This window comes from Daejeonella sp., assembly GCF_046590655.1.
GTDB lineage: Bacteria > Bacteroidota > Bacteroidia > Sphingobacteriales > Sphingobacteriaceae > Daejeonella.
In genome coordinates, this window is the sequence record NZ_JBKJUM010000128.1 from 1 (window position 1) to 14,693 (window position 14,693).

Annotated in this window: 9 protein-coding genes; 3 read left to right on the forward strand and 6 right to left on the reverse strand. The window is 43.0% G+C overall.

Going from position 1 to position 14,693, the window contains the following annotated elements; all coding sequences use genetic code 11:
- Window positions 1-402: 402 nt before the first annotated feature.
- The 3 genes from ACLL8Z_RS11980 to ACLL8Z_RS11990 all read right to left on the reverse strand — a co-directional run bounded on the left by ACLL8Z_RS11980 (window position 403) and on the right by ACLL8Z_RS11990 (window position 8,569).
- Window positions 403-765: a response regulator gene (locus ACLL8Z_RS11980; protein ID WP_411275027.1), complete on the reverse strand. Its 363-nt coding sequence runs from the start codon at window positions 763-765 to the stop codon at window positions 403-405.
- Window positions 766-1,358: 593 nt separating this feature from the next.
- Window positions 1,359-7,685 carry an MG2 domain-containing protein gene (locus ACLL8Z_RS11985; RefSeq protein ID WP_411275028.1) on the reverse strand — a complete coding sequence of 2,109 codons (6,327 nt, stop codon included), beginning with the start codon at window positions 7,683-7,685 and terminating at the stop codon, window positions 1,359-1,361.
- A gap of 371 nt (window positions 7,686-8,056) precedes the next feature.
- Window positions 8,057-8,569 (reverse strand): hypothetical protein, encoded by a 513-nt coding sequence (locus tag ACLL8Z_RS11990; protein WP_411275029.1) that lies wholly within the window; start codon window positions 8,567-8,569, stop codon window positions 8,057-8,059.
- Window positions 8,570-8,675: 106 nt separating this feature from the next.
- On the opposite strand from ACLL8Z_RS11990, the gene ACLL8Z_RS11995 reads away from it, so the two are divergent.
- Entirely contained in the window at window positions 8,676-8,936 is a 261-nt protein-coding gene (locus tag ACLL8Z_RS11995; RefSeq protein WP_411275030.1) for a helix-turn-helix domain-containing protein, read from the forward strand.
- A 72-nt stretch (window positions 8,937-9,008) separates the two neighbouring features.
- On the opposite strand, the gene ACLL8Z_RS12000 is transcribed toward ACLL8Z_RS11995, so the two are convergent.
- Window positions 9,009-9,233, reverse strand: coding sequence for a CDGSH iron-sulfur domain-containing protein (locus tag ACLL8Z_RS12000; protein ID WP_316737732.1), 225 nt, complete (start codon window positions 9,231-9,233; stop codon window positions 9,009-9,011).
- A gap of 298 nt (window positions 9,234-9,531) precedes the next feature.
- A complete protein-coding gene (gene dcp, locus ACLL8Z_RS12005) occupies window positions 9,532-11,652 on the reverse strand; it encodes a peptidyl-dipeptidase Dcp (protein WP_411275031.1) in 2,121 nt (706 codons plus the stop codon).
- Window positions 11,653-11,820: 168 nt separating this feature from the next.
- On the opposite strand from dcp, the gene ACLL8Z_RS12010 reads away from it, so the two are divergent.
- Complete coding sequence (locus ACLL8Z_RS12010; protein ID WP_411275032.1) at window positions 11,821-12,261, forward strand: hypothetical protein; 441 nt, start codon at window positions 11,821-11,823, stop codon at window positions 12,259-12,261.
- Between the two features lie 81 nt (window positions 12,262-12,342).
- Here the strand turns inward: ACLL8Z_RS12010 and ACLL8Z_RS12015 are convergent, their stop codons facing one another.
- Window positions 12,343-12,702, reverse strand: a complete 360-nt coding sequence (locus ACLL8Z_RS12015) for a response regulator (protein ID WP_411275033.1) — start codon at window positions 12,700-12,702, stop codon at window positions 12,343-12,345.
- Between the two features lie 421 nt (window positions 12,703-13,123).
- Here ACLL8Z_RS12015 and ACLL8Z_RS12020 point away from each other — a divergent pair.
- Window positions 13,124-14,693 (forward strand): hypothetical protein (locus ACLL8Z_RS12020; RefSeq protein WP_411275034.1); only part of this gene is annotated, 1,570 nt, incomplete at its 3' end.

The window sequence follows — 14,693 nt, forward strand, 5'->3', positions numbered from 1 at the left end:
CGGCATTATGCCTTGCTGCCGGTTTGGATGAATTTCAAACTGCCGAAATAGCAAACCTTGCCGGCGGACTCGTATGCGAACATGTGGGAGTTGTACCTGTCGATAAAGCGCAACTGCTGGAAGAAAGCAGAAAACTGTAAACTGTTGCCGGTTTTCTGTTATGTGTTTTGAGTTATGAGTAAATAAAACCCATAACATATAAATTTTCTTCTGTTTGTGGCGATGTAACGAAAGCTCCCCTATTTGAAATCAGTAATCACAAAACTTAAAACCTATAACTTATAACCTATAACTTATAACTTATAACCTACAACTTATAACCTATAACTTATAACCTACAACTTATAACTTATAACCTACAACTTATAACCTACAACTTATTCAGCCCAAGCGTAAAACGTACTACTTTTCTAATACGCTTGTAACCATCCTCTCCAAATCTTCAATATCAAATGGCTTAGCGAGGAAATCGTCTGCACCGGCGACACGGGCCAGGGCCTTGACATCATTATTAGCTGAGAAGTAAACGATTGGAATGTGGCTGATAGATAGAGTCGATTTGATAGCCTGAGTTGCTTTAATCCCGCCGATATCAGGGATCCAGTTATCCATCAAAATTATATCCGGCATAATCTCCTGAACTGTTTCGACTATATTCTTGCAATGGTTACGCGTGTGTACCTCCCAATCCTTCTCTTCAAGTATATAAGTACAAATTGAAAGTATGTCCTCATCATCATCACAAATTAGTATCCTTCTAGCCATAATCTAATTAATTAACCGTAAAGCAATTATTAATGCCTGTGATGCTTGTGTCCGGGTTAATCGGATTAAAAATAGACAAAATTAGATAAACCCAAGTGTGAAACATTAAAATAACTTTCTTAATAATTTCCAGTATCCTAAACCATTTATTATATTCAAACCTTTTATCTCATTTAAGGTTTACTATAAATAAAATTTATTCAAAACTCTTTAATATGAACAATATATTTCGTGGTTTAATAGCAGGATGGGGAGCATCCAAATTAGGTGGCGGTTGTTTAGGTACAATCGTAGTATTCGTTATTATCTACTATGCCTTAGGCCACTGTTAAAACTTACGAATATTACGGTATCGGATAATCAATAGTACTGCAATTATCAGTGCAACTATTACTACCGTTCTCATTCGGCAAATATATAAGTTTTTGGGAAGGGAAAGCGGAGACACAAGACATAAGGAACAAAGAGCAAGGACCGGGGGTTTTACCGAAAAGTATTGGACCTGTGATTATAGATATGTGATTTCACGTTTATTCGTATCCTCCGAGCTATATCTACGGGAAATTGTCTTTGCTCCATGCTCCTTGTTCACTTCATCTAACGCTAACCCTCACTCCTTCCGAATGTGTCGTAAATTCCGGTGCATACATGCTTTGTAATGAAGTGATTCCGTTTGAAAAATTACCGGAGTGACTTACTCTTAGCGGATATTCAAATACATAAACTCCTTTTCTTAGATAAGAAATATAAAAGTTCGTGGAGGCGTCTTTTGTACTTTCGTAATATCCAAGTCCGTGCTGGTATTTGTACCCGGAAAGCACATTAACAGGAGCAAAACCTGAAGATCGCATATCCTTTAAATGCAGATACTCCATATCCCGGTCTGTATAGATCTCGATCCGTACCTTCAGCAAATCTCCAGGCTTGAGCGCAAGACTATTATTGAGTGGATGTAGCACCGTTCCTGTATTACTTGTTTCCAGAAGAAACAGTTCCTTCTTAATCCTGACTCCTGTTTCTGCTCGCTTGATCTTATCAAGCTGTTCAAAATATTGCCAGTAAAGACTTCCCCAAGCAATGTTCTTATTGCTATTCTTTATCACGATATTACCCATTTCGGGTTTTATCTGGGGACCATTAATGCTGGTCGTCCTGTAACCTGTTCCGGCTTCTACTGACTCGGCAGGAAAGCCTGAGGCACTTAAGGTTTTCCCTGCTAGTGCAATATCCGGTTCGGTGCTTACAGTCAATTGGTAAGTACCCTGCATTAACAGTGCATAACAAGCTGCGGCAGTAGCTTTAGTAGATTTCCAATCTGTGGTTTGCTTAATCTTTAGTAGCCAGATTTTCATCTCCTCTACTGAAGTCAGGTCAGAAGCCACTTCCCCAAAGGCCTCTATTAATAGTGATTGGGTGTCTATCGGGTTCTGGTACCACCACCAGCCCGTACGGTTGGAAATCCAGTACATCCCCATTACATCATTGTGCTGCGCATTACCTTTTAGCATAACTATAACCTTCTGCGCTTCCAGCGACTGGCCAAAGCGGTGGAGCACCAATGCAGCTTGCCCCTGCTGATAGGGTTCCATTGTGCGCCAGCTTTCAGCTATTTTTTTCAGATACTCTGAGGTTATCTTGTTAAGTTCTTCATCCTTTGTCCTGTCGAAATAGCTCCGGGCATATAAGTAATGCAGTGGCAAATAGCCAATATTTTTGCGTTTAATCTCCGTGCTATGATCTTCCTTAATTTTGCCATCTAAAAATCTTAATGCCCTGTCAAGTATCGAATTAAACTGGGGGAGATCCCCTGCATCTATCAGCTTCAGCTTTTTTAACTGCCCCATGCCCAAAACAATGTGCTGCGTGATATAGCGGTCGTCAGACATACCCGGAAACCATGCAAACGATCCGTTAGAATGCTGCATTTGAGCGAGTTTATCCAGGTTACTCCTCAACTCATAGGCCATCCTGTTCAGATCAAATAAAACTGAAAGCCTTCTTTTTCTTTCGGTTTCATCCTCCGCAGCTCTCACCCAGGGCGTTTCCTCCAGCAAAATTGATTTAAGTTCCTGGTTCCTCTCCAGGTTTGATAATAATACCTTTCCATTATCCACCTTTTGCCAGCTTTGAAATACTATTTTTATTTCAGGCGAGCTGTTAATAATGCCTCTGGCGAAACTGTTGGCATAGTAGCGGGAAAATATCTGCTCGGTGCATTCCGACTGGTTCTCCATCATATAAGGCAATGCCTGGATAGCATACCATAACGGATTAGAAGTGAATTCAAGAGTCAATTTGTGATTGCGCAGAGTGCCTGACTGAGCAGACTGGGTCAATTTCTCCAGAGTAAAGGATTTTTCAGTATTTCCCCTAACATTAAGCGGTATACTCTCGGTTACCAGCATAGAATTAGGCAACACGGGAATGATCATTTCTTCGCCATCACTGAATTGTCCTGACTCAGCGAGCATCTTGTAAGAAATTGCGGAAATACCCGCTGGAATAACCAGCTCCCAGGTTAAAGCTTCATTTCCTGCATTGCTGATATCAAAACCCCGAACGAACTTTGTATTTTGAGAAAAGGTCTGGATGATATTACCATTCAGCGCGTTTCTGAACTCAACACTAGCTTCACCTTTCAGTTTTTTGCCCGAAAGATTGTTTAACCTCGCTGCAAACAAAATCGTATCGCCTTCGCGGAAGAAACGCGGCGCATTGGCCGAGATGGCCAGCTGCTTTTGGGTGATTAGCGTACGGCTAATCGTAGCAGTCTTCAGATCTTTAGTATGAGCAAAACCAATCATCTTATACCGTGTAAGCGATTGGGGGATTGTAAAGTCGATAATGATCTGGCCCTTATCATCTGTTCGAAGCTGGGGATAGAAAAATGCCGTCTCGTTAAAATTGGTCCTTGGAGTAATGCGCTCAGGCCCTGCTACGGGACGGCCGTTGATTATATATGTATTCGTTTTCTCGTTATAAGCCTCCACAGATGCGAAATCTTTGATCGAATGCTCTTCGACCAAATCAACACCGGCAACGTTTCCTGCCATGACTGACTTTCGCTGTAATGTAACGCTAGTTGTTGCGTTCGAAACTCCGTATGCTGTTGTAATTACTTCACTCAAGGGGTTTGCATAACCTGTTAAATTTACGTCGATTCGGAGTTTCCGCCCCGCCTTCATATTGGTAAATTCAAAACCGATGAGGCTGAATTGGATCAAATCGCCGGGTTTGGCATTTATAACATATATTCCATGTGCGTCTGTGATTGCCCCTTTAATACCTGCTTTTACATGTACGCCCTGCAATACCGCTCCGTATCTGTCGCTAACTATACCATAAAAGGCTTTGCCTTTCTGAAGTTCGCTAAGACGTTTTTGTGCAGAAAGTGAAGGTAACTTCGGAAGTGAGGCTACCAATTTTCTCATGTAATTATTATAACCTAACTGGTAGTTTCCAAAATCATTAGGTGTGTACTTGTATAAATACTCGTAATTCCTGCCCGCTAATTGCCTGATTTCGGAAGGAGTACGGTAGAATCCTAATTCAAAGGAAGTTCGCAGATAATCTTGTGTTATTCCCCATCTGAAGATTTCATACCTATATGTCTGGCCGATTGACGTACCCCAACTCATCGACTTCAAATCATCTAAAGAAGCATCATAGAGAGTAGCGGCAAGCTCTGCCATTTGCTTTTCGCCGGTTTTCGAACTGATACTTAAACGCCAGCTTTCCTTTTCACCAGGCTGTAATTTATCTCGAAAGCTTAAAAACTTTATATCAAGTTCACGTGCAGGATCATTAATATTAACTGTGTGAAGTATGTTATAAACAACACCATTTTGCACCATGGTAAACTGCACGGCGAAGGCATCTTCCCAGCCTTTCTCCGGAATAATCCGTATGATCTGTTGTTGTAAGGAAGTGTTGATCCATACTTTTTCGGCTATCCTTTCGCGGTAATAAACTTCATAGAAAACCCGGCTCACCGGCAGTGCTCCGGCAACTCTAAATTCTGCGGCCTCACCAGGCTGGATAGTACTTTCTTTCACACGGAGCCATTCCTTCATGCTTTGAATCCTTAAAGGCTGATCATGATATACCCTGATAATCTTTTTCGCACTTATGGTATCGCCGCTATTATTTACTGCAGATAAAGCAAGCCTGTAATAGCCAGGAGGAAGATTTTCCGAACTTACGTTTACAGTCCCCAATCCGGAAAGCGCATTAACTTCCTGTTGCAGCACGAGACGGGATACTGGCCAATTTGCCGGATCATCATCTCCCTGATAAGCTTCAAAAGGGAATACTTTTAGGAACTCCTCTTTACTCAAGGCATACTTATCGGGCTTCTCAGAAAAACGGCTTACATTCATTAACCGCCCGGGATCCTGTAAAAGAGTCCAGTCGGCTTTCAGTTTACCGCTTACCGGTTCTCCGTTCAGATTGGTCAGAGTAAAGGGAAGACTGTCGGTTCGATCATCGAGAAAAAGTTCAGAGGGCAGGTTTGATTCAAGAACGATGTCATTTCTACCGGCATTTATAACCCTGGAACTGCTTACCGTTTCGCCACTTAAATCAGTCAGCTCAGCCTTTACTACATAAGTAAGATTTCCTTTCCACCCCGGCTTCAGTGATGCCAAGAAGTGCACAATAAAACTTCCCGTCGGGTCTGTTTTGGAAGCGCCTGTTGCAATCTGCTGCTCAAGTGTAAATACAGACATTCGGGTATTTGGATATTGTATGCGGTAAACTGTATACTTTACATTAGCCCCGCCCAGTGAGTATCCTGAATAGCTTATTGCTCTACCCCTTACTTTGATACTGTCGTTTAGCAAGTACTTTTGGTTCGGCTTGTCGAAAATCACTTCAAATCCTGGCCTTTTATATTCTTCTACCTGAACCCTTATACTTCCGTAGCTGCTGACTAACTGCATCTGGCCATTCAGCTTTCCTGTGGGAATAGTAAATGAGCCCTGAATGGTACCGTAATCGTTAGTAACGAACGATAACTTCCCGATATCTTTACGGTTGATGTCTTCAAAATGGATACTAACAGACTGGCCGGGAACGATGCTTTTACCAGTGTTTTCATTTTGTATTAGCAACCCTTTAAAATATAAAATTTGGCCGGGCCGGTATATTGGCCGATCTGTAAATAAAATTAAACGAGGCTGGTTTCTTCCCGAATCATTTCCATACCAAGCTCTCGACGAAACCATTAAAGAATCCCCTTTGTGGCTGACCAATACCTGGCGATCGTTAGGATAATTGGCAATAGACGCCATTCCCTCTTTGTTTGTCAGAAAGACCGATCCATAGCCTTCAACTTTTTTACTATGAGAATATTCTGAAAACATTCGCTGAACTTTCGCAGATTCAATTGCCTGTCCGCTAAGTCGGTCGAGAACCACAAATTGCTGGACACCCTCAAAAGGCCGGTTTGTAACCCCCAGTGCAGTGACCTTAAATGCGAGACTACTGACAGTATATCCTGCCTGACTTTTATGAGTACCCGAAGCAGCAATTAATATATAATCACCTGCCGGAAGGGGCTCAATTTTGTCAATAAGCGTGTGAACTTCATAATCTGAGTACTCCGGTAATTTTACAGTCCAGTCCAGCACTTTTTTATGACTTCTCATAAACGACTCAAAATCCGGCTCGTTATTAAAATAAAGATAATTCTCACCCATGAATGTCTTGTACACTTTAATGACAGCTGTGTCGCTGTTCTTATGGGAGAGCTCGATTAGTATAGGTTTTCCCGGAAGACTAAAACTACTTATCTCCATAGTAATACTCTTTTTTCTGAGAGGGCCTAGAATATTTTCTGCTCTATGAGCGGCGAGACTCTTCGGGTTTTCTTTAATAATCCGTTCACCTATCTCTACGGCTTTACGGAAGTCATGCTTCCAAATTCCTCTATTGTTCTGCATAGAAGTATAAACCCATGCCTGCTCATACAGTATATCCGGAAAGATTTCGGTACCCTTCGCCTGCTCTCCGAGCGCTTGAAGAGCATTTAAATAATAGCTGGTCCGTTCTTCAGCTGTACTTTTCTGATATATAAATTTCAGTCGTTTAAGATCTGCATCAACCATGGCTGCCAGGTTATTCCCCTTGGCATGATATCTAAGAAGGTCCTGGAAGATTTTTACAGCGGCCATATTAAATGAAGAGCTATCCAACAAAGGAAGGCTCATTGACGAAAACACCCGGTGATCTGAAAACCAATTCGGATCGCTCATAATAAATTCATCCCCGGCAAATGCACCTAATTGCGAAGCTGGGTTCATAACGACATCAATGGCGCGGTGGGCCAGCAGGTCATAAAGGCTTGGACGCAAATTCCGCGAGCTGGAGTCACCCGCCAAAAGATTCTTCAGAATTCCCAGATCTTCACGCTGCAGTTGCTCAGCATTAGATACAGAAGCGAGAAATTGTTTTATAGCTTCATCAATGATTTTCTTCAAAGACCATGTCCTGATATTATATCCCGGATCAGCGCCCAAATTAGTTCTTTGACTGATCCTGTACCTGTTATCCTGGAAGAATTTCCAGTAAGTCTCCGCAAGCAGCGATTGAAGAACACTTTTCTCTGGCTGCTTTGCAGTACTGATATCTTTTCTAAGAGAGTCAACAATTTTTGCGAGATAGTCCTCCTCAAGCTTACTTTGAAAAAGCATCCGGTGAATTACAGACTTAATCAGCATCACACTATTGCCTTCGGCCCTCGCCCTATCGGCCAGCTTATTAACCAGGGCGTAGGCCTCTTTAGGCTGGCCGCTTACTGCTAATGAATCTACCTCCTTAAAGGATGCTTCCCAGGTTTTAGCGGTATTTCTTTGAGCCATACTGACTTCGGAAAGAAATACCAAACTAAGCAGGAATAAGGCAGACAGAAATGCTCTCATGGATAGGATTTATTATAGGAGTGAATTTAGGGGGAAATTCCATAAAACTAGAAGCAATCTCATGTAATAGTCGCAGAGATTGCTTCGCTCCGCTCGCAAGGACAACCCACCAGAGATTGCCCGCCTGAATCGCAGTGTCATTGGGTGCATAGCGAAGCCTGCCCGTCCGGTCAGACCTTTTTATTTTTAGCAAGAATTGTAGCTGGTATTTTCGGCGGACTGATCGGCGCACAGATTTTAGCTATTGTTGCCGACCTGATACCCTACGAGCGCCGTGGCATGGCAATGGGATAAAGGGCTGCTTTTTCTGTTGCTTCTGTATTTGGAGTTCCGTTTGGATCATACATGGCAAACTTGTTTAACTGGCATTATTACTTCTTTGCTACCAGTTTCGGACTCACAAGCCCCATAGCTGTTCTGATCATCGGCTTATCTTTAGCGGCGAGGTTGAGGTTGAGGATACCTTTATTTGCTGTTGGAACGCGAATTGAAACTACCTCCTGGTTTAATAAGGCGGCAATTCCGGCCTCATCAAGGGTACAAACGATCATTCTCTTACTGATATCTGATTCGTTCAGAGAAATGATATCATTGTCTGTTACCAGTTTTAAAGTCTTTCCATTTCCCATGATCAGGGTAATCTCTGTGCCTTTTTTTATAGTTACAGCTTGCGGGACATTGAATTGCAGATAATGGTTCTCATCAACACTCCTTACGTTGAAATGAAGTTTCGTCGTGCTCCCGTCTTTAAAGGAATAAAGTGAAGTCTGCTTTATCAGTTCCTTAGTAAATTTATCCACCCGGTTAACCGCAAGCACGGGGTTCTGGGCCTTCGATGATAAAGAAGAAATTAAGAATATAAATGACAGGACAACAACACGCATGGGGAGCTAAATATTTATTACAAATATACCTATAAAAAAGATTCCTATAACAAAAACCGTTCCCCAGAAAAAAGCGTTTATATTTTAAGCATTTAACATGTATTTTATGAAAGAAGTAGCATTAAAGCAGGCAAAGACTATAGCGTCAAACATAAGAAAACTCAGAGAATACCGCGACTATACCCAGGATTATCTAGCTGCAAAGCTCAATATTTCACAAAATGCATATAGCAAGATTGAACTCGGATATAGCAGAATCACCCTTGAGCGTTTATTTGTGATATCCAGTGTGCTTGAAATAAAGCCTGCGGACCTAATCTCAATGGAGAGAGAAGAGTTGATTGGGCTGGTTAATTTCAATAATTGAGAATGGAAATTAATCGCGCCAATTTATAGCGTTTAGTCAATACTCAACATTCCATTCCCAATTTTTAATTAACTAAACTTTCTTCGGCGGCAAATCGAATGCCACCGCTTCATGCTCAAAATGCCCGTTATGAGCCCCATCGCAAAAAGGTTTATTTTTCGAAAGTCCGCAGCGACATATCGAAAGAACAGTCCTTCCCTGCAATCCATACTCATTTCCATTTCTATCGACGATCTCGAAATCGCCTTCTATTTTGACTGAACCGTTGTTGTTGATTGTTAGTTTTGTTTTTGACATTGGAGGTGAGTAATAAGTTGTAAGTAATAAGTTTTAGGTTGCCTGCCTGCCGGCAGGCAGGTTAGATCTTAACGATGTAAGTGTACGCAATATTTCTTTTATTAATAATCTCTTGTCGCTATTCTGATTTTGTCCGGGACCCCTCAGTCCCGCGAGAAACGGCACAGCTACCCTTGAAAAACGGGGAGCGCGAGCGTACCTACCGTCTGAAGTTGGCAAATTTTCCACTTTCAACTTTCAACTCATTAGGTACGCTTGTAAGACACCGTCAACCCGATAGCTATCGGGTGTCAACTTACTAAAGTCCTCTGCTCTTCAGCATCGGTTTTATATCCGGATCGTGGCCGCGGAAGTCGCGGTACATTTTTCCAAGTTCGATAGTATTTCCTCTCGAAAGGACCATATCGCGGAAACGCTGTCCGTTAGCACGGGTGAGGCCGCCGTTTTCTTCGAACCAGGAGTATGCGTCGTCCGATAGCATTTCGGTCCATGAATAGGCGTAATACCCTGCGGAGTAACCGCTGTTCCAAATGTGGTTGAAATAAGAAGAGCGGTAGCGGGGCGGCACCTGCGACAGATTAAGGCCCGTTTTGGTGAGTGCATCCTGCTCAAATTTATTTACGTCCTGAAGAGGGAGACCAGGTTTAAGGCTATGCCATTGCAAGTCGAGATTGTGGGCAGCAAGCATTTCGGTGAATGAGTAACCCTGATTAAAAGTTGCAGCCTTTCTGATCTTATCCAGCATTGCCTGAGGCATCGGTTCTCCGGTTTTGTAATGCACTGCATAATTTTTTACCACTTTCGGATCCATTGCCCAGTTTTCATTAACCTGGGACGGGAATTCAACGAAATCGCGTGCCGTTGCAGTGCCTGAAAGGCTCGGATATTTCTGATCGGCAAAAAGGCCATGCAAGGCATGCCCAAACTCATGGAACATGGTGCGCATGTCGGAGTAAGATATTAAGGCGGGCTGCCCCGGAGCCGGTTTCGTGAAGTTGCAGACGTTGTAGATGACCGGCTTGGTACCGAAAAGCTTAGACTGTCCCACCATATTGCTCATCCATGCGCCGCCGCGTTTATTATCTCGTTTATAAAAATCAGCATAGAAAATGGCCATTTGGCTCCCATCCTTGTCGTAGACATCAAATACGCGAACATCCTCCTGGTAAACCGGAAGATCTTTACGCTCCTTAAAACTTATTCCATAAAGCAGGTTTGCGGCATAGAACACACCTTTCTGAAGCACATTATCAATTTCCAGGTAAGGCTTTATTTCATTTTCATCAAGATCGTACTTAGTTTTCCGGAGCTGTTCAGAAAAGAAGTTCCAATCCCATGCCTCCAGTTTAAATCCGCCATTCTGTTGGTCGATGACTTTTTGCAATTCAGCTGCCTCCTCTTTAGCCTTTGCCGTAGCAGCAGGCACGAGCTGTGCCAGAAACTTCTCAACAGTTTCAGGTGTTTTGGCCATCTGGTTCTGGAGCTTCCATGCAGCAAAGCTCGGGAAGCCGATCATGTTAGCCTTTTGGGCGCGAATCTGTGCCAGACGAGAGATTATTGGGCGATTGTCATTCACATCATTCCTTTCGGTGCGGTTCCATGAAGCTTCGAAAAGCTTCTGGCGTGTAGCACGGTTTTTCAGCGAAACAAGGTCGGGCTGCTGGGTGGTATTCTGCAGGGCCAGCAAATATTTTCCATCATGGCCAGCAGTCTTCGCGTTCCGGGCTGCAAGCTCAATTGCTGCATCCGTCAGACCAGCCAGTTCTTCTTTTGTATCTACAATCAGCGCTCCGGCTTTTGAGCCTGCCAGAAGCTGACTTCCAAATTTGGTACGCAGCGTCGCTTCTTCCTGATTAAGTTTCTTCAAAACTTCCTTATCTGCTTCTGAAAGCTTCGCTCCGGCAGCCAGGAAATTTTTATAATAATATTCGATCAGGCGTGCCGATTCAGCTTCCAGCTTTAATTTCGCTCTCTGATTATAAATGGCCTCAACCCTTTTAAACAGTTTCGTATTCAGGTAAATGGCATCATTATTTGCGGACAGTTGGGGCGCCATCTCCTGCTCTACCTTCTGTAGTTCCGGATTTGTATAAGCGCCAGTAAGCACGTTCAGCACTGCTCCCACGCGGTTAAGCAGACGGCCGCTTCTTTCCATCGCCACTAAAGTATTGTCAAAAGTTGCAGGTGCAGTATTATTGGTGATCTTTTGGATCTCCGCCATCTGTTGCCGTATACCCTCTTCCATAGCCGGCTTGAAGTCGCCGTTTTTTATCTTATCAAAAGCCGGCACATGAAAAGGCAGTGTGCTAACAGCATAAAAAGGGTTGGATTTGCTAAAGCCCGAAACTGTTTGGGCGCTGACGAGTCCTGCTTCAGAAACAGCCAGAACAGTTAAAAGTAAACAGGAAAAGTATTTCATAATGGTTGGTTTATTGGGATGAGTGCAATTTAGGAAAAAGAAAATTAGTTGGTTGTTGTTAGTTGTTAGTTGATGGGCTGGGCGGAGAAGGAAAGGGGGTAGCCATTGTTCGTAACTGATTGAAACCTTTTTACTTAATCAACGTAAGCAGGTAAAAACCTGGGGAAAATGACATATCATCACAACATCACGCAGTACCGTTCATTGAGGAACACTCGTTTATGGACGGAAAGGATTTTTCTGTCGTTACTGATTCTAAGCACTTCGGCTATTGCTTGGTATAATTCAACAGCTTTAAACCTTTACTATGCGTTGCCGGGACTGGTATTCATTATAGTAATTGCTATGTTGGTCATCAGGCGTCGCAGAATATCGTTTATCGATATTACCGACGGGACTTTAAGCTACCTGGATACAGACAAAGGGGAAATGGTTTCTGTTCCGGTACATGATATTACGCATATCAGCACCCGCTTTTGCCAGTTAAACGTTCATACATCAGAGTGCATACACACTTTAAATCTGGACATGGTCAGAAATGAAAAGACGCGTTGGGAAATCAAGGAGATGATCAGGCAGAGTGCCAGGCAGGCACGAGCTGTGGCCTGAAGTTCTCAGGCCGCCGGCTTAAATAATAAATTATACTGCGAATAACAAAATGGGAACTGTATACAACCGGAAGGTGAACTGTTAATTAATATACTGATTAACCTTATTGGCCAGATTATCGATATCGAATGGCTTAGAAATAAAATCATCAGCCAAACAAAACTCTTCCTGACTATCATATAGGCTGTGTGATGCAGAGATCATAATAACCGGAATATGTCCAGTTTTGGGATTCCTTTTTAAGGCCCTGCAAATTTCCCTTCCATCCATATCACCCAGCATAATATCGAGTAGGATGAGGTCGGGGCAAAAGGAAGTTATAGAATCAGATATGCAATGACCGTTATCGCAGCATTGTACTTCAAAACCCTCCATATCCAATATGATGCTAATGACGTTAAGAATGTCCTCATTATCGTCCACCACTAATACTTTTTTCATATTGAAAACACCACGGTAACTTTATAAGTAGATAGGGCCGCTTTTTTAGATGACTACGCTTATCATGCCCAAAAATAATGCCATTGTTTGATTGCATCATCGATTTTAGCGTGAGTCTAGTCTATTTAGAATGAATCAAATTTTAACAATCGAGTCGAATTAAAATGTTGAAGTCAAATTGATTACAATACAAAAGACTTCTGAAAAGAGCGTACTGGCGCTAAATTTTGATAAAAATTTGCACAGCTGACAATTTTATGACACGGGTTCACGTTGAAGGATTTGAATTTAGATAATTCACCAAATTGCTCCGAGTGACCAAATGTAGTATCAACTGTAACCCTTTAGTGTGAAACGCGTAGACTAAGAGATCGCATTAAACCTATCTGAATTAATCCTTTAAATTTTACCTCTAGTGAAAATGAAAAACCTATTCGTAGGACTAGTGTCCTGTGCCATGCTTTTTTCTTGCAAGAAAGATCCTGAGCAACAATTTAAAATCGCGGATAAACTATTAGCCCGCAAAGCGCCGAGAAATAGTCCTGCACCAGCACCCACTCCGGTCACAAATGGTGTGATCCTTAAAAACATGTTTGGCATTAACACCTATGAGTGGAACTTTCTACAGGATCCAAATAACCCTGGCAATGGCACAACCATTTATGAGCCTAAAATGGCTTTGATTAAAAACTTTAGTGGTGTACGCCATTATATGGACTGGGAAAAGCTCGAAGATTCCCCGGGCCAGTACACGTTTAATCCGACGCGAAGAGGAGGCTGGAACTATGATGCCATCTATCAGAGGTGCAAACAAGACGGTATTTTTGTCTTGAGTTGCCTGAAAGAAGCTCCCGACTGGCTTTACAACACGTACCCTGAGGGGCAAAGAGATGCCAACAATGTTCCTGCACCGTATGGTTCAAATCTTGAAGACCCTGCCTCCTATATCGCGCAGGCGAAAGCTGCCTTTCAATTCGCGGCACGTTATGGTGCTAACCCAAATGTAGATCCGGCGCTTGTTACGGTAAACAGTACCCCGCGCTGGACCGCCGATCCGGTTAATGAAGTTAAAATCGGCATGGACCTGATCAAATATATTGAGGCGGATAATGAACGCGACAGATGGTGGGTTGGACCAAGAGCCTATCAGACTGGCCGTCAATATGCTGCACATCTATCCGCTTTCTATGACGGGCATAAAGGAAGATTAGGCAGAAACGTAGGAGTCAAAACAGCCGATCCCACGATGAAGGTCGTGATGGCGGGTCTTTCGAAAGCAGATGTGAACTATGTGAAGGACATGATTGCCTGGTGCAGGGAAAACCGCGGGTACCGGGTAGACGGATCGGTGGATCTTTGCTTCGATGTGATTAACTATCACCTCTATTCCAATGATGCTCTGTCTACGCAATGGGGAACTGCTACCCGGGGAGTAGCTCCGGAATTAAGTGAAATAGGCCGTGTTGCTGATGAATTTGTTGCCATGTCAAGAGATTACGCGAAAGGCATAGACGTATGGGTTACCGAAGCCGGTTATGATATTAATTCAGGCAGCCCGCAACGGGCTATCGCAATTGGCAATAAGTCGGCTTTGATTACCCAGGCAGACTGGATTTTAAGATCATCCTTATTATATGCACGGCGCGGTATTAAAAAGTTATTCTTCTACCAATTGTTTGATGACAATACGTATAGCTCCATACAGTATGGTTCCTCGGGACTGGTTGAAGGGCTTAATCGCAGGCCTGCGGCAGATTATATTCTCCAAACCACCAACCTGATGGGTAATTATACCTATCAGCAAACGCTAAGTCAGGATCCCCTTGTGGATGTATATGACTACAACGGCCGGAAAATGTATGTCCTGGTAATCCCTGATGAGAAAGGGCGGACAGGTACATATCAGTTGAATTTGGGAACTGCTGCAAGTGCCACCATCTACAGTCTCCAGGCCGGATCTGCAGAAATGCTCGTTAAAAATGTTACAACCA